Source organism: Trichocoleus sp. FACHB-262, assembly GCF_014696035.1.
Classification (GTDB): domain Bacteria; phylum Cyanobacteriota; class Cyanobacteriia; order FACHB-46; family FACHB-46; genus Trichocoleus.
In genome coordinates this window covers 56795-73631 of the sequence record NZ_JACJPK010000072.1, presented here as the reverse complement: position 1 = coordinate 73631, position 16837 = coordinate 56795, and the positions used below count along the sequence as shown (strand labels likewise).

At 49.9% G+C, this 16837-nt stretch carries 15 protein-coding genes; 9 read left to right on the top strand and 6 right to left on the bottom strand.

Features of this window, described 5'->3' with window-relative positions:
* The first annotated feature begins 10 nt into the window (after positions 1 to 10).
* The 4 genes from dnaK to rsgA all read left to right on the top strand — a co-directional run bounded on the left by dnaK (position 11) and on the right by rsgA (position 4570).
* The gene (gene dnaK, locus H6F68_RS13625) at positions 11 to 1969 is read left to right on the top strand and encodes a molecular chaperone DnaK (protein WP_190559772.1); all 1959 of its coding nucleotides are present in this window, start codon (positions 11 to 13) and stop codon (positions 1967 to 1969) included.
* Positions 1970 to 2058: 89 nt separating this feature from the next.
* Entirely contained in the window at positions 2059 to 3186 is a 1128-nt protein-coding gene (gene dnaJ, locus H6F68_RS13620; RefSeq protein WP_190434536.1) for a molecular chaperone DnaJ, read from the top strand.
* Entirely contained in the window at positions 3183 to 3452 is a 270-nt protein-coding gene (locus H6F68_RS13615; protein WP_190555151.1) for a sulfurtransferase TusA family protein, read from the top strand. Before dnaJ ends, H6F68_RS13615 begins: the two co-directional genes overlap by 4 nt.
* Positions 3449 to 4570 carry a small ribosomal subunit biogenesis GTPase RsgA gene (rsgA, locus tag H6F68_RS13610; RefSeq protein ID WP_190559770.1) on the top strand — a complete coding sequence of 374 codons (1122 nt, stop codon included), beginning with the start codon at positions 3449 to 3451 and terminating at the stop codon, positions 4568 to 4570. Before H6F68_RS13615 ends, rsgA begins: the two co-directional genes overlap by 4 nt.
* 22 nt (positions 4571 to 4592) lie before the next feature.
* On the opposite strand, the gene H6F68_RS13605 is transcribed toward rsgA, so the two are convergent.
* The 5 genes from H6F68_RS13605 to hisF form a co-directional block, all read right to left on the bottom strand.
* Entirely contained in the window at positions 4593 to 5822 is a 1230-nt protein-coding gene (locus H6F68_RS13605; RefSeq protein ID WP_190434527.1) for a DUF445 domain-containing protein, read from the bottom strand.
* Positions 5823 to 5827: 5 nt separating this feature from the next.
* On the bottom strand, positions 5828 to 6610 hold the full coding sequence (gene ubiE, locus H6F68_RS13600) for a bifunctional demethylmenaquinone methyltransferase/2-methoxy-6-polyprenyl-1,4-benzoquinol methylase UbiE (RefSeq protein WP_190559768.1): 783 nt from the start codon (positions 6608 to 6610) through the stop codon (positions 5828 to 5830).
* Positions 6611 to 6818: 208 nt separating this feature from the next.
* Positions 6819 to 7790: a response regulator gene (locus H6F68_RS13595; RefSeq protein ID WP_190559766.1), complete on the bottom strand. Its 972-nt coding sequence runs from the start codon at positions 7788 to 7790 to the stop codon at positions 6819 to 6821.
* A gap of 496 nt (positions 7791 to 8286) precedes the next feature.
* Entirely contained in the window at positions 8287 to 8634 is a 348-nt protein-coding gene (locus H6F68_RS29040; protein WP_242065498.1) for a hypothetical protein, read from the bottom strand.
* Positions 8635 to 8795: 161 nt separating this feature from the next.
* A complete protein-coding gene (gene hisF / locus H6F68_RS13585) occupies positions 8796 to 9566 on the bottom strand; it encodes an imidazole glycerol phosphate synthase subunit HisF (protein ID WP_190559764.1) in 771 nt (256 codons plus the stop codon).
* Between the two features lie 207 nt (positions 9567 to 9773).
* Between hisF and H6F68_RS13580 the strand changes: the two genes are divergently transcribed.
* The 5 genes from H6F68_RS13580 (at position 9774) to psb35 (ending at position 15318) form a co-directional block, all read left to right on the top strand.
* Positions 9774 to 9968: a DUF2862 domain-containing protein gene (locus tag H6F68_RS13580; RefSeq protein ID WP_190555147.1), complete on the top strand. Its 195-nt coding sequence runs from the start codon at positions 9774 to 9776 to the stop codon at positions 9966 to 9968.
* 157 nt (positions 9969 to 10125) lie between these two features.
* Complete coding sequence (locus H6F68_RS13575) at positions 10126 to 11238, top strand: ArsA family ATPase (RefSeq protein WP_190559762.1); 1113 nt, start codon at positions 10126 to 10128, stop codon at positions 11236 to 11238.
* A gap of 57 nt (positions 11239 to 11295) precedes the next feature.
* Positions 11296 to 12387: a chlorophyll synthase ChlG gene (gene chlG, locus H6F68_RS13570; RefSeq protein WP_190434506.1), complete on the top strand. Its 1092-nt coding sequence runs from the start codon at positions 11296 to 11298 to the stop codon at positions 12385 to 12387.
* A 164-nt stretch (positions 12388 to 12551) separates the two neighbouring features.
* On the top strand, positions 12552 to 14969 hold the full coding sequence (locus H6F68_RS13565) for a transglycosylase domain-containing protein (RefSeq protein WP_190559760.1): 2418 nt from the start codon (positions 12552 to 12554) through the stop codon (positions 14967 to 14969).
* Positions 14970 to 15087: 118 nt separating this feature from the next.
* Positions 15088 to 15318 carry a photosystem II assembly protein Psb35 gene (psb35, locus tag H6F68_RS13560; protein ID WP_190555143.1) on the top strand — a complete coding sequence of 77 codons (231 nt, stop codon included), beginning with the start codon at positions 15088 to 15090 and terminating at the stop codon, positions 15316 to 15318.
* Between the two features lie 159 nt (positions 15319 to 15477).
* On the opposite strand, the gene H6F68_RS13555 is transcribed toward psb35, so the two are convergent.
* Positions 15478 to 16836, bottom strand: a complete 1359-nt coding sequence (locus tag H6F68_RS13555; RefSeq protein WP_190559758.1) for a 16S rRNA (cytosine(967)-C(5))-methyltransferase — start codon at positions 16834 to 16836, stop codon at positions 15478 to 15480.
* Position 16837 lies beyond the last annotated feature (1 nt).

Genomic DNA, 16837 nt, shown 5'->3' with positions numbered 1-16837 from the left:
GCCGCTAGCTATGGGAAAGGTCATTGGTATCGACTTAGGCACGACGAATAGTTGTGTTGCTGTCTTAGAAGGCGGGCAACCGAACGTTATCTCGAACTCTGAGGGTGGGCGGACAACTCCGAGTATTGTGGGATTTGGTAAGGCTGGCGATCGCTTAGTTGGGCAACTGGCTAAGCGTCAAGGCGTAACCAACGCTGAGAATACAATCTTCAGTATCAAACGATTTATCGGTCGCCGCTGGGAAGATACCGAAGCTGAGCGCGGTCGGGTTCCGTATGGGTGCATTAAAGGTCGAGACGAAACCGTTGATGTGCAAGTGCGCGGACGGACCTATACTCCGCAAGAGATTTCAGCCATGATCTTGCAAAAGCTCAAGCAGGATGCTGAAAACTATTTGGGTGAGCCTGTTACCCAAGCTGTGATTACAGTTCCTGCCTACTTTACAGATGCTCAGCGGCAAGCAACTAAGGATGCAGGGACCATTGCTGGCTTGGAAGTCCTGCGCATTATTAATGAACCGACTGCTGCTGCCCTTTCTTATGGCTTAGACAAACAAGATCAAGACCAACGAGTTTTGGTTTTTGACTTAGGTGGTGGCACCTTTGACGTTTCCGTTTTGCAGTTAGGCGATGGAGTATTTGAAGTAAAAGCCACAGCAGGCAACAATCACCTCGGCGGCGATGACTTTGACAACTGCATTGTTCGCTGGATGATTGATTGCTTCCGCGATCAAGAAGGCATCGACCTCTCAATGGATAAGATGGCACTTCAACGTCTGCGGGAAGCGGCGGAAAAGGCCAAGATTGAGTTGTCTAGTACAGTGACAACCTCCATCAATCTGCCCTTCATCACTGCCGATGAGACTGGACCCAAGCATTTGGAGATGGATCTCAGTAGAGCTAAGTTTGAAGAACTGGTCGGACATTTAGTCCAAGGCACCATTGACCCGGTTAGTCAGGCCCTAAAAGATGGTGATCTAAAAACTGATGACATCGATCGCATTATTTTAGTGGGTGGTTCCACTCGGATTCCGGCGGTACAAGACGCAATTCGGAAGTTCTTCGGCGGTAAAGCTCCCGATCGCTCTGTGAATCCTGATGAAGCAGTGGCTTTGGGTGCTGCAATTCAAGGTGGAGTGCTGGGTGGCGAAGTCAAAGACTTACTGCTCCTAGATGTGACTCCTCTATCTCTAGGTATTGAGACGCTAGGCGAAGTCTTTACCAAGGTGATTGAGCGAAATACAACCATTCCAACTAGTAGGACTCAAGTTTTCTCGACCGCAACAGATGGTCAAACCTCGGTAGAGATTCATGCTCTCCAAGGGGAGCGGGCGATGGCTAGAGACAACAAAAGCCTAGGAAAATTCCAGCTGACTGGGATTCCTCCAGCTCCTCGCGGTGTCCCTCAAATTGAAGTAGCTTTTGATATTGATGCGAACGGTATCTTAAAGATCTCCGCCCGTGACAAAGGTACAGGACGCGAACAAAGCATCCAGATTACCAACACAGGGGGTTTGAGTGACAGCGAAATTGAGCGGATGCGGCAAGAAGCTTCTCTCTTTGCTGACGAGGACACCAGACGCAAGCAGGTAGTCGAACTGAAGAACCAGGCAGACAGTTTGTTCTACAGCTACGAGTCTACAATTAGAGACAATGGTGCTTTAATTGGGGACGCTCTCAAGGCTCAAGCTAACGAAAAAGCGACAGAGTTACAAGCCGCTCTTGGCGATCGCTCCATTAGTATTGAAGAAATGAAGCAGCGGCTCGATACCTTCCAGCAAACCTTGTTTGCAATTGGAGCAGCTGTTTATCAACAAGCAGCAGATTCGAGCGACGATCAAGATTACTCTTTCACTGACGGTGACCCCACGTTTGATGGCAGCGGTAACTCTAAAGCTTCTCAAGATGAAGACGAAGATGTGAATTTCGATGATGATACAGTAGCCGCTGACTACGAAGCCATCGACTAGCCCCGGTGGTAATGCTCGACTCTATTGAATGGTTCGTTCCGCTCTTTTAGTTATTTTTTTATCCTCAATCACCCCCAGAACAGCATTCTATGGCCCGCGATTACTATGAAATACTTGGTGTCTCTAGAGACGCTGACAAGGAGGAAATTAAGCGTGCCTATCGTCGTTTAGCACGAAAGTACCATCCTGATGTCAATAAAGAGGATGGGGCTGAGGAGCGCTTCAAAGAGATTAATCGGGCTTACGAAGTTCTTTCCGAGCCAGAAACTCGTTCTCGCTATGATCGTTTTGGTGAAGCAGGCGTAGGCTCCGCAGCGGGAGCTGGCTTCCAAGATATGAGCGATATGGGGGGCTTTGCGGACATCTTTGAAAGCTTCTTTAGCGGCTTTTCTGGGGGGATGGGCTCAACTGGGCGGAGACGTGGCGGTCCAGCGCGAGGAGATGACCTTCGTTTAGACCTGAAGCTAGACTTTCGCGATGCGGTTTTTGGTGGCGAAAAAGAAATCCGGATTAGTCACTTGGAAACTTGTGCAACTTGCAGCGGCTCTGGTGCTAAACCGGGAACTAGACCGCGTACCTGTTCTACTTGCACGGGTTCTGGCCAAGTGCGTCGCGCGACTCGCACTCCCTTCGGTAGCTTTACTCAGGTCTCAGTCTGTCCGACCTGTAATGGTTCTGGGCAGATGATTGAGGATAAATGTGAGGTTTGCAGTGGTAACGGCCAAAAGCAGGAAACCAAGAAGCTGAAGATTACAGTTCCTGCTGGGGTTGATAACGGCACTCGGTTGCGAGTTTCCAGTGAAGGCGATGCTGGGCAACGGGGTGGCCCACCTGGCGACCTTTATGTTTACCTCTTCATCAACGAAGACCCAGAATTTCAGCGAGATGGCATTAATGTCCTTTCGGAAATAAAAATTAGTTACCTTCAAGCGATTCTAGGGTGTCGCTTAGAGGTGAATACAGTAGATGGTCCAGCTGAACTCCTGATTCCCCCAGGGACACAGCCGAGCACTGTATTAACGCTGGAAAATCGAGGCGTGCCTCGCCTGGGTAATCCTGTCAGTCGGGGGGATCACTTAATTACGATTTTAATTGATATTCCAAATCGCATTACGGCTGAGGAGCGAGAGTTACTCGAGAAGCTAGCCAAAATCAAAGGCGATCGCACGGGTAAAGGCGGATTAGAAGGATTTCTGGGAGGACTGTTTCGGGGATGAGCAACGCTGAATCATTGACGAACTCTGGTAGCCCAGATGCTCAAATTGATCTGCGTGGCACCCCCTGTCCGCTCAACTTTGTGCGAGCCAAGCTCCGCCTAGAACAAATGGCTCCTGGTTCACTGCTAGAGGTCTGGCTTGATCCAGGAGAACCGATTGAGCAAGTGCCTGACAGTCTAGCAATGGAAGGCTACGGCATTGAACTAGTGGAAGATCGGAGTGAATTCTTTGCTTTAAGGGTTCGACGGCCAACTGTTTCTACATGAATGTTGCTGGAGTAGAACTCAATGCTGCCGAAGCTACACCCCAGCTTCTCGGAACGGTTGTGGCTGTTCAAGCAAATTATTATCAGGTGCGATTAGACACTGCTCACTTGTTGTCTGCTGAGCCAGAGACATTAGAAGTGACAGAGCTGTTATGTACCCGTCGCGCTCGGCTGAAAAAGATTGGTCAGCAGGTGATGGTGGGCGATCGCGTACAAATTGAAGAACCGGACTGGGCAGGTGGTCGAGGCGCGATCGCCCAGGTTTTGACGCGCACATCTGAGTTGAGTCGTCCCCCCATTTCTAATGTGGATCAAATTCTGTTGGTGTTTGCTTTAGCAGAACCGACGCTAGACCCACACCAACTGAGTCGATTTTTAGTCAAAGCGGAATCGACTGGAATAGACGTAGTGTTGTGTTTGAATAAGCGAGATTTGCTGACACTAGCCGAACAGGAGCAATGGTGCGATCGCCTCAACCAATGGGGCTATGCACCAATTCTGATTAGCGTGTATCAAGAGGATGGCCTGACGGAATTACAACAGCGCCTGAGCCAAAAAATCACGGTAGTGGCGGGGCCTTCTGGCGTTGGCAAGTCGAGCTTAATTAACCATTTAATTCCAACGTTGGACTTACGGGTCGGTCGCGTTTCCGGCAAGTTGGGGCGGGGTCGCCACACCACTCGGCATGTGGAATTGTTCGAGTTACCTACTGGAGGGCTGCTAGCTGATACGCCTGGGTTTAACCAGCCGGAAGTGGATAGTGCGCCAGAAGAGTTAGCTTACTGTTTCCCAGAAGCACGACAGCGCTTGGCAAGTGCCAACTGTCAATTCAGTGATTGCTTGCACCGTGATGAACCGAACTGCGCGGTTCGGGGTGACTGGGAACGCTACGAAGATTATCTAAATTCGCTGGATGAAGCAGTCGCTCGGCATACCGCGATCGCCCGCCTCAAAGACGCAGAATCAACCACTAAAGTGAAAAGCGGAGAAGAAGGACAAGTTCAGTACGAACCTAAACTGGAAACTAAGCGGTATCGCCGTGTGTCTCGTCGGGTGCAACAACAGAACCTCAAAGAACTATACAAAGATATGGATAGCGGTTTAGTTGAGCCTGACTAACCGTGACTAGATTTCCGCTGAGTCAGCGTAGCAAGAACGAAATGCTCTGAAAAGAGCCGATGACAAAACCAAGAATGCCACCTAAATTGACGATCGCTTGTAATTCGCTACGGACGATGCCTTGAATTGCCCCTTCTAAATCAGCCGCAGAAGTGGCTTTGACTCGATCAATAATGACCTGATCGATGTCTAAAATCGGAATTGCTTGCGCCACAATAGATTCCAAATCTCGCTCTAAATATCGTTCTAGAACCAAAGCGAGTTCCTGACTCACTGTTTCTAAGGAAGCATTAACCACAGCGGAATTGCGTAAGCGGCTGAGCACAATCGTCGCGATGTTTTCCCAGTCGATGGATTTGCTCAAGCCCTGCAAGACCTCAGCTCCCCGATTCTGCACATAAAGCCGCACGCTGTCACGCATGGTTTTGCGTAGCTGCCGAACGGTAGAGACAGGCAAATTCTGCAAAGACAGATTTTGCAACCACTCCCGCAAGCGCTGTTTTACGGCTAAGGACAAAATTAGCTCGGCAATACGAGTGTTGCTAGCTTCCCGTTCATCCAGGCAGAAGGTGCGTAGGCGGGTCAAAGAGTTACGTAGCCCAAAGAGATTGGCAACGACCCAATAAGTACCACTCGCTTTTTCCCGAAAGCCCTCATCAATAATTTGAATGTTGCGATCGGTCAAAAAATCGATTAGGGCCTGACGAACCACATCCGGTGGTAGCACGACTTGTAGAAGCCAGTCTGACAATTTGCTCGCTTGGTCTTCTGTCAGTTGAAACTCCAACAAAACCTGATCAAAAATCTGGTTCAACTGAGTTTCTAAAAAATCTTCTCGCCGCGCTAGGACTTTGAGCAAGCGCGGCATCGACTGGCCCAACAAATCCCGTAGAATGCCACCTAAAATCTTGGCGGTTTTTTGCTCTTTATCTGCCTGAACTTGATCCAGCCCTAACTGTAGTAACCACAGAATGGCTCCTTGAACTCGCTCTGTCTTCAGCAGGCGACGGGCTAGATTTTGCAATTCCTCTGGAGTCAACAAAGACCCCATGATGGTGTCTGCAATTCGTTTCGCCAAACGTTCCTGATTTTTGGGAATCAAGCCAGGCGTAAATGGCAGTTGCTTCTTGCCCAAATAATAGGGCCGATAGGGGCGAAACAGCATCTTGATGGCAATATCATTGGTGAAGTAGCCAATGATGCCACCGACGACAGGAGGACCAGCGAAAAGCCAGAGGTTAGACAGCTCCAAGGTACTTAGTCAGATCCTTTTGTCACAACTAATACTCCCATCGTACCCCCGGCGATTGGGTAGTGTGTGGCTTCAGAGAAACCAGCCTGACGAGCTAGATACATCTGCTCAGAGCCGATAGGGAACTTTTCTAGACTAGGACTGAGGTAAGCATATTCTTCGCGCAAGCCAAATTGTTCCGCCAAGGGCACCACAATGGTATTCAGATACCAAGCTTGAAACGCTTGAAAATCTTGATTGGCAGGACGATGAAAGTCGAGAATCGCTGCTTTGGCCCTTGGTTTTAAGACACGATGTAATTCTCTTAAGCTACGGGGAATATCGGTCACGTTGCGCAACCCGTAACCCATTGTCGCTGCATCGAATTGAGCATCTGAGAAGGGAAGATTTAATGCGTCCGCCTCCACCCAATCGATGATGGCAGGACAAGAGCTAGCTTCTAGCCGTTGCTGAGCGATCGCTAACTGGGCTTTAGAAAAGTCTGCGCCAACCACTCGACCCGTCGGGCCAACTTGCCGAGCCAACCGCTGGGCTAAATCACCGCTGCCACAGCACAGATCTAAGCAAGTGTCTCCTGGTTGGCAATTGCTCCATTTGACCGCCATTTGTTTCCAAATTCGATGCTGCCCCAAGCTCAGCCAATCATTAAGTTGATCATAGATGGGAGCAATCCGGTCAAATAAAGCTTGAATCGGAGCGGCTTGAGCCGCATTTTGTAGCTCTACAGTTTGTTGAGAACTAAGGCTGTTTTCTACTAAAGAAGTTTTGCGATCGCAATCGGGTGTCATTACCAAACTTATAAAACCGCATCAAAATTAGGCCAGTTACACTAGCCTACTACTCTACCTTGGCATTGAAGACAAGCTTGGTAACTAAACATGCCGATGGGTACCCATGATTTGGAAGGTTTTAGGAAGTTTGGTGAGCGCGATCGCACCCACCCCTCGATCACCCAAACTATGGAAATGCATTTTTGGCCCAAATTAAACCCTAACCCTAGACCACGGGACGATAGTAACGAGTGCAGGTTAAAGCCAGTGCCACTTGCTGAGCCGATAAGTGAATCAAGGTCAACTCGTCTTCCCGCAACTTGCAAGGCTTTTTCCATTGCAGCGAGAGTACTGCCAAGACTTCACCACGATAGGTAATAGGGACAATGAGATGCGCTTGCACGCCAGAGGTTTGATAGTGGCCGACACTAGCCAAAGCATCATCTGTGGGGATGTTGACCGCAACTTGCATTTGCTGATTGGCGATCGCTGCTTTCGCTAGTGGATCTTGGTCTAGCCAGTTTTCTAGACCGTCTGCTGTACTGTAAGTGCCCTGACCTGCCACTAAAGCGTTACCTTCTACCAATTGCAGAATGCAGCCATGCGCCAGGAAGTTTCTGCCAAAGGCGATCGCAATCGGTTCTAAGCAATCCTCTAAGCTGGAGGAGCTTTGGGCAACATGGACAATGGCGGAGAGTAAATTTGTCTGGGCCTGGGCTCGTCGTAGCTCCTCAGTCCGCTGCTTCAACAGTTCGTAAGTTTCTGCGGCTCGTTGCACTACAGCCTTGAGTTCGTTAGGGTCCCAGGGCTTAGTGATGTACTTGTATACCTGTCCAGAGTTGATAGCCTCTACTAGGTCCTCAACATCTGTAAAACCTGTCAGGATGATCCGCATGGTATTAGGAAATTGCGGGACGGTTTTACTGAGAAACTCCGTTCCCTTCATTTCTGGCATGCGTTGATCTGAAATAATCACCGCTACTTCACCTTCGGTGGCGAGCACGTCCAACGCCATGACGCCGCTCTCAGCTCGTAGGACTTGAAAATCACGCCGAAAGGTACGGTAGAGCAAATCCAGATTATCTGGTTCATCATCTACCACGAGCATTTTGGGCTTTTGAGGTTTTTCTAGGCTCATTAACTGACGACTAATATTATCAAGTTCGGGGATCGCAAGTTCTGGGATGGCGTTGTCCATACGGGTGTTAATAGATTTCTGCGGAAGATCTGGGTGAGCAACTCATCCACTTTATTCAAAGTTCCCAAAGACACTCGTGAGACTACAAATAAAGTCGTAAATGATAAATGCCAATGTTATTTGACTATCAACTTAACTTCAGTTGTTTAAATTGGCCTCACGGCAGGTCAAAGGTTGGATAGATTGGACCTTAGACCGAACCAGATGCTATGTCTAATGCTAAGTCTATAAGTGAAGAGGTGAAGCACTAAGCTAAGCCCTCCTAGTGTGGCCTCCAGTTCCGTATTTCTAACCTGATGCAGAGAAATTTCTAGTAAAGTTTAACTGCTTTCCTAGCTCAGGAAATTTGTATAATTTTGACTTTAAGTTTCGAATCTTATCGAGTTTTAAGCTTTCACCTGCTATCTCAGGATTGCTCAGAGCTGCGTGATCCCTAGCAACCCCAAGCATTTTATGAATTTCCTGTCGAAAGAACGAGACACCAATATTCTTGTTGTTAGGGATTGACAGTAGCGAAGGTTTGAGGAGCACGCTTCTGTAAGGTTTCTCGACGCAGCGGTAGGCTGATTTGGGTCATTTCTTCGGCTTGAATCTCCCAAATCGGCAGTTCGGAAAAAGTGTAGGTCACATAAGGACGCTGAGCGAGCTGGCTCACGTAACCCATGTAGTCGCCCATCATTAGATAAACTCCCATGATTGCAGCGGCGGCAGTCGCAACTAAGCACCCTGCCAGCATCAAAGAAAATTCTTGATGCTCAATGGCTTCTTGCATCAAGCGCAAGGCCCAAGTCACGAGGGCAATAACGACCATCAAAATAGCGAGAACGATCAAAGGAGTAAACATTAGTTGTTTACGAAAGGCAATCTTTACGGATTGTAACAGAAATTAAGATAGCCTAACCGGTAAGCTCCGTCCGGGATCTAGACCGCTGTCTGTGATTTCAGTGAATTGCCTTTGTTATCAGTTTGTTGTCAGGAGAGGCTAGAGAGTAAAACTAGCCAAAATTACAGCAACCTTACGGGCACCTGATGGTCAGCAAGGTGATGTTTAATCTGGCTTACCGTTAACTGACCGTAGTGCAGCAGAGAAGCCAGCAGAGCTGCTTCGGCCTTGCCTTCAGTTAAAACCGTATGGATGTGCTCACAGTTTCCGGCACCGCCAGAGGCAATGACCGGAATCTGCACTTGCTCAGCGATGGTGCGGGTCAGCTCTACGTCGTAGCCTGCTTGGGTGCCATCCGCGTCCATGCTGGTAATCAGCAGTTCACCCGCTCCTCGTTGCTCGACTTCTTTGGCCCATGCGATCGCATCGAGTCCTGTATTTTCTCGCCCACCCCGCACAAACACATCCCAACCAGGGTTGGTGAGATCTTGCCGCCGCCGAGCGTCAATGGCAATGACAATGCACTGTCTACCAAAGCGATCGCTGGCTCGATTGATTAAATCTGAGTCCCGTACCGCCGCAGAATTTAAACTGATTTTGTCAGCTCCCGCTCTTAACAAATTTTTAATTGTTTCTAAGTTTTGGATGCCTCCACCTACCGTCAAAGGAATGAATACTTGTTCGGCAGTGCGGTGAACGACATCAAAAATGATGCCTCGGTCTTCGTGGGTTGCCGTGATATCCAAAAAGACCAGTTCATCAGCCCCGGCTGCGTTATAGGCTTGCGCCAACTCCACCGGATCGCCAGCGTCACGCAGATCTACGAAATTGACTCCTTTCACTACTCGTCCTGCTTTTACATCCAAGCAGGGCAAAATCCGCTTCGCTAACATCGCAGTTTCCTTGCACAGTATCAATATGGTGCCAGCAATGGCGGTTGATTGTGTAACCTCTACTAGCCCATTTGACTTTACCGCAGGAGCAAAGGCCAGGGTTTTCGAGGAAACTAAATTTCTTGCCTCTAGGGATGCTGTTGCAACAGCAAGACGCTGATAGACTGTGAAATGGTTTGTAACAATTGAGTTCAACTGAGTTCAACCATGAAAGTCGGTCAAAAAGTACAGCTTCGCCGTTTGAGAGATCGGGTTCCGCCTGCTGTCATTAGTAAATTGGGCCAAACTGGCACCATTCGTGATTTCAGGATGGTGGATAGCAGCAGTGTGGGCGTGCTCGTAGAGTTTGATGATAAATTTGCGACTTGGTTTTTTGAGGATGAAATAGAAGTAAGCCAATAGGACGGTTGCTGAAGTGAGCCAGTCTTGAAGCGCTCCGTTCTTACAGTGGTTGACGCTGAACCTACCGCTAAGCTGAGGACAGCCTTCAGTGCAGCCATTTAGCATAGAAGTCCTAGGCAGCAAATGAGTTGCGCGCTGTTGTTATAGGAAGCTTTTAATGTCCTTAATTTTGACGTTTTTGGGAAAAGGTGGCACAGGTCGGACAACGGTTGCGATCGCCACTGCCAAACGCTACGCCAGTGAAGGTAAGCGAGTCCTGCTCGTCGGTCAAGCGCCAGACCCAAACTTGGGTGGGTTGTTAGGAACTGTTTTGACGGCTGACCCTCAGGAAATTGCCTCTAACTTGCAGGCTGTGCAATTGCAAAGTGCTGCTTTGCTAGAACGCAGTTGGGAAGAAGTAAAGAAACTGGAAGCTCAGTATTTGCGGACTCCCATCTTAAAGGCTGTGTTTGGCCAAGAGTTGGGCGTGCTACCCGGTATGGATAGTGCTTTGGCCCTCAATGCTTTGCGGGAGCACGATGCCAGCGGTCAGTATGATGTCATTGTCTATGACGGTTCCGGCGACCAAAGTACACTGCGGATGCTGGGTATGCCCGAAGTGCTGAGTTGGTATGTGCGCCGCTTTCGCAAGGTGTTTACCGATTCCGATCTAGGCAGAACTATTTTAGAATCTCCCTTTATTCAGCCTTTAGTTGGCACCGTGCTAAACGTCAGTTGGTCACCGGATAATTGGGCTCAGCCGACGAATCAGGTGAGCAATATATTAGACGACGGGAGAGCCGCTGTTACCAATCCTCATCGTGTGGCAGCCTACCTAGTTACCACCGCCGACCCAGCAGCGATCGCAACGGCTCGTTATCTGTGGGGCAGTGCTCAGCAGATTGGTCTCACAGTAGGCGGGGTGATTTTGAATCAAGCAATGGTGAGTCAGGCTGTGGCCCAAACTGTCACCACTGAGTTTGATCCGCTCAAAATTAATGCTTTTCCAGTGCGAACAGGGGATGATTGGCAACCTCTAGTCGATGCGTTGCCTGACTTTAGCCAAGCCGATCAGGCACCTAGAGCGATCGCAGTCAATGTGGCCGAGCGCAAAGTCGCTCTGTTCCTCCCAGGCTTTGACAAAAAGCAAGTTAAGCTGTCTCAAAACGGCCCTGAAATTACGATTGAAGCAGGGGACCAACGGCGTAACATTTCCTTGCCACCGGAATTAAGCGGTAAACCCGTGACAGGTGCCAAATTTCAAGATGGTTACTTAATCATCTCGTTTTAATCTATAAGATCTGTTGAGCACTAATTGCCTGGACTAGGCATGGAATCTAGAAACCCTATGTCTGACCCAACTCCCTTAACTCCAGACTCCAACGTTTCTCCAGCAGTTGAGGTGGCACAAGGCCAAAATACTGCCGCAGATCTAGAGGTGCAAGCCAATACCGCTGCACCTCTGAGCACAACTGCTCCAGAGGCTGCTAATCGGAGTGCCAAAGCTCGGCAACTCCTAGGTATGAAAGGAGCGGAAGCAGGAGAAACCTCGATTTGGAAGATTCGCCTGCAACTGATGAAGCCGATTACCTGGATTCCCCTGATCTGGGGAGTCGTTTGTGGTGCAGCTTCTGGTGGACGCTTCAGTTGGAGTCTAGAGAATGTCTTGATCTCAGCCGCTTGTATGTTGATGTCGGGACCCATGCTGACGGGCTACACCCAAACCATCAACGATTTTTATGATCGAGATCTAGATGCGATCAACGAACCCTACCGCCCCATTCCTTCGGGAGCCATTTCTCTACCTCAAGTCAAGGTTCAAATTTGGGCCTTGCTGCTGGGTGGGATTGGCATTGCCTACGCTCTAGATCAATGGGCAGGGCATACATTTCCCACGCTGACGGCTTTGGCGGCAGGGGGTTCGTTGGTGTCTTATATCTACTCGGCTCCACCGCTGAAGCTGAAGCAGAATGGCTGGTTGGGTAACTACGCGCTTGGCGCTAGCTATATTGCTTTGCCTTGGTGGGCAGGACATGCGCTGTTTGGGGATCTCAATCCCACAATTGTGGTTTTAACGTTGTTCTATAGCTTTGCGGGCTTAGGCATTGCGATCGTGAATGACTTTAAGAGTGTGGAGGGCGATCGCCAGCTAGGTCTAAAGTCGCTACCAGTCATGTTTGGTGTTACCACTGCTGCTTGGATCTGCGTCCTGATGATTGATGTGTTTCAAACCGGGGTTGCAGCTTATCTAGTTAGTATTCATCAGAATTTGTATGCGGTCATTTTGTTACTACTCGTAATTCCCCAAATCACGTTTCAGGATATGTACTTCCTGCGTGATCCCCTCAAGAATGATGTGAAGTACCAAGCGAGCGCTCAACCGTTTTTAGTGTTAGGCATGCTAGTCGCGGCTCTAGCGCTAGGCCATGCGGGTGTTTAAGCTTGTTTTAGCTAATTTTTTGCCTAAAAAGGTTATGAACACTTGACTTTTAGACTGAGGTTACGATAGGACGATTTCGATCATTGGGGTGCATATTGGGATACCAAGCCCTAAAATTAAGAGCGAAGAGCGGCTTGGTGTGTGGTGGCGAGTGAGGAGCTACAGTGGCAAAGTTTATCTCAAGGCTCAGGGGTTTTTCGGCCAAGTTCAATAATGCTGAGTCAGCAGAACCTGGACCAATCGCCTCCAATGATCAATCGCAACCTAAAAAGCGGCGCAAGAAAGTGCCCAAATCACCAGGGAAGCGGCTAAAGTCGAACGTTAAGCAATTATCGACTCAAGCCGTTGCTCGCGTTGAAAGATCACGACTCGCTCCCATTCTGCGACCATTCCGAGGCCCAAAACCGCTTCACCAGAATCGCTTATTTTGGTTGGGGCTCGGTTTGACTAGTGGTATCTGCGCTTTGGGAATTGGTTGGTGGTCTCTGGAGAGTACTTTACCGGATACCGGGAGTATCTTTACCTTTGTCCGAGACGGCACCCTCACGATTAAAGCCGCTGACGGAACTATCCTACAGCAGTCGGGGCCTGCTACAAGAGAAAAATTGACCATCCGTCAATTTCCCAAAAACACGGTCGAAGCTTTTATTGCAGCAGAAGATCGGCGTTTCTATAAGCACAAGGGCGTAGATTACCAAGGGATTGTTCGTGCAGCCCTCTCCAATGTTGTCTCAGGGGATTTGGTGCAAGGCGGCAGCACGATCACGCAACAGGTAGCCCGCATTGTATTTTTGAACCAAGAGCGTAGCATTACGCGCAAATTGAAAGAAGCCATGCTAGCTCGAGAGCTAGAGCGGCAGATGCCGAAAGAGCAAATTCTAGAGCGCTACTTGAATTTGGTTTATTTGGGTTCGGGGGCTTATGGTGTCGCTGATGCGGCCTGGGTTTACTTCAGTAAGCCAGTGGACAAGCTGACTTTGCCAGAAACCGCAATGATTGCTGGGTTGCCTCCTGCTCCTAGTGTTTACTCACCTTTGGTCAATCCTGACTCTGCCGTCAAGCGGCGCAACGTTGTGTTGCAGCGGATGTTTGATACTGGCTACATCAGCAAGGCTGAGATGGAAACGGCGATCGCGGCTCCTCTGCAACTCAAACCCAGCACTCCAAAGCGCTTGGTGATCGAAGCGCCCTATTTTACCTCCTACATCCAGCAGGAGCTACCCAAGTATGTTTCTCCAGAAGCGTTGGAACTGGGTGGCTTAACGGTTGAAACCACCTTAAATCGTCAGTGGCAAAAGACAGCAGAAAAAGCAATTAAAGATGCCGTAGAGCTAGATGGCTCGGCGGAAGGTTTTAGCCAAGCCGCTTTAGTCTCGCTCGACCCCCGCAACGGTGAGGTAAAGGCGTTGGTAGGAGGTAATGGTTATGGCAAGAGCCAATTTAACCGAGCGACCCAAGCCCAACGGCAACCGGGTTCTACCTTCAAAACCTTGGTTTACACGAGTGCGATCGCGGCTGGGTTTTCGCCCACCGATGGCTATTTAGATGCCCAATACACGGTTGATGGTTACAAGCCCCAGAACTACGGTAAGACCTATCGGGGATGGGTCTCGATGCGAGATGCCTTAACCTATTCTGTCAACGTGGTTGCGGTCAAGGTCTTGATTGACGTCGGGTTCGATCCGGTGGTCAAGATGGCGAAAGACATGGGCATTCGGTCTAAGTTAATGCCGACTTATTCCCTAGCCTTAGGAGCGTCGGAAGTTAACTTGCTAGAGCTGACTAGTGCTTATGGGACATTAGCCGCTCAAGGGAATGCAGTTACACCTCACGGCATTACTCGGATTCTCAATCGACAGGGACAAGTTCTTTACAGCGCCGACTTTAAGCCCAAACGAGTGGTTGATAAAGGTACTGCCTCCATCCTCACTTGGATGCTAGAGGGTGTGGTGCAGTCTGGCACAGGTCGGCCAGCGCAGGTAGGGCGGCCTGTTGCTGGAAAAACAGGCACTTCTGAGGAAGCTCGTGACTTGTGGTTTATCGGCTATATTCCTCAGGTTGTGACTGGGGTGTGGTTGGGCAACGACAACAACGACCCTACTTGGGGGACAAGTGGTACGGCTGCTCACACTTGGCGTGAATTCATGACTAAAGTTGTGCAAGGCATGCCAGTCCAGAAGTTTCCCGAGTTACCAAGTTTTGAGGGGCGCAAAGGCAGCATCAAAGCTAAGCCTGTCACGCCTAAACGTGAGCTTTCAGGCAGTACTGCGCCTGAAACTGGGGCTGCGAATAGCGAGAGCTCTGGTGGTGGATACGATTCTGGAAGTAGCTACGATTCCGGTGGTGGCTATGATTCTGGCGGCGGCTATGACTCCGGCGGTTATGAAGACTCAGCTCCCAGTGAACCTGCACCTGAACCTGCAGCAGAAGAAGCGCCACCCAGCGACTATGCACCCGTGGAAGAAGCCCCTGTGGAAGAAGCTCCCATAGAAGAAGCCCCTGCAGAAGAAGCTCCCGTAGAGGAAGCGCCTGCGGAACCTGAACCACCTGCTGATTCTGAGCCTGCGCCACCCGCATTCTGAAGAACTGTCTTAGGAAGGGGGATCGAATCCAACTCTGGGGAGAGCCAGCCTCTGAGCAAGCTCTGCTACTGTTGTTGTACTGTAAATTAGTATTTCAAATCGTAGAGAGGTTATTAAGATGTCTTTATTAATTGCGGCGGCGGCAACAGCAGAAGTTGCTACAAATACTCCTCATTTCCCCATCTCTGCCACCTTGGTTTATATCGTTGGATTTATTGCCGCTGCGTCAATTGGTTCGGTCGCTTGGTACAACTCTAAGCGTCCTGTAGGCTGGGAAGATAAGGATCGCCCTGACATTGTGCCTGAAGTTGAGAAGGAAGAAACTCCTGGCATTGGTCAGCCTCGCTAAGCTTTTTAGAAAATTGATTGAAGTGGTCTCTGTGTGGGAACTCCAGTGCATTAGCTGGAGTTATTTTTTGTCGTCTAACCACTGAGCATAAAGCTTGCGAATTGCTCTCTTCACTCGCGACATTGCCATCCTTAAAGATGAGAGCCGCGATCGCCTGAATTAACTAGTGGCAGTCTGCCGAACTGCACGCTTAAGGCGAACCATGAAAAAGCCATCCATCTGTTGACGATGGGGCCAAACTTTGACCCAGCCTTGAGGGGTGGCAAAGGCGGCAGCCGGGGAGTTGGGTGCGGGTGGCTCGATCTGCCAATCGGAATGTTGAGCGAGAAAAGCCTCAATGACTTGCTCATTTTCTTGTGGATGCAGCGTACAGGTAGCGTAAACCAGCACGCCATCGTGTTTGAGCCAAGTGGCGGCTGCGACTAAGAGTTCCTGTTGCAGCGTTGCCAACTCTTGCACACGATCGGGAGCTTGTCGCCAGCGAGCATCAGCATGACGGTTGAGTGTACCAAGGCCAGAACAAGGTGCGTCGAGGAGAACGCGATCGCCCTTGCCGACAAATTGCGGTTGGTTGCGGCTGTCTCCAATGCTGATCTTGGTGGAGTGGATGCCCAAGCGTTCTGCGTTTTCCTTGAGTTTTTTCAGGCGAGATGGGGTGCGATCGCAAGCCCAAATCGTGCCTTGATCTTGCATCAGTTCTGCGAGATGCAAAGCTTTACCACCCGGAGCCGCACAAGCATCAATTACAAACTCGCCAAGTTGCGGGTCAACCAGATAGCTAACCAACTGAGCGCTAGCATCCTGCACCATCCACCAGCCTGACTGAAACCCTGGCAATTTCTGAATCGCACCCGCAGGCTCCAGTAATCGCAAGGCTTGAGGCAAATGGGGCAAACGTTGCACCGCCACGCCTGCGGCTTGCATCGCTGCCTCTACTTCGTCGAGGGAAGTGCGAAGAGGATTGATTCGCAGGTCAATGTGGGGCGGGCGATTCATCCACTCGCACAATTGCTCGGTTTCGGCTAAATCCAGTTGGTCGAGCCAAACTTGAACGATCCAGTCAGGATAACTGTGCAGAGTTCCTAACCGCTGAACAGGATCAGACGGAAGTTGCAAGGGATCGCTAGATGTCTCCGCTAAGCGGATGTATTGGCGCATGAAGCCGTTGACAAACCCCGTTAGCCCTGGAAAACCGTTTTGTTTGGCTAGCTCAACGGTGGTATTGACCGCAGCCGAGGCGGGAATCTGGTTCAGATAGCGTAGCTGATAAAGCCCCAAGTGCAGAATTGCCCGTAAATCTGGAGGTTGTTGATGAGCTTTCTTTTTGCCCAACTGATCGATCAGCGCATCTAAAGTGCGTTGCCGTCTGACGCTGCCATACACTAGCTCAGTCACCAGCCGTCGATCTTGGCTACTGAGTTCAGCATCTTGCAGGACGCGATCGAGCGCCACATCCGCAAAGGCATCTCGTTGGATCGATCGCAGGGAGAGAAAGGCAAGTTGGCGAGGGTTGGGCACG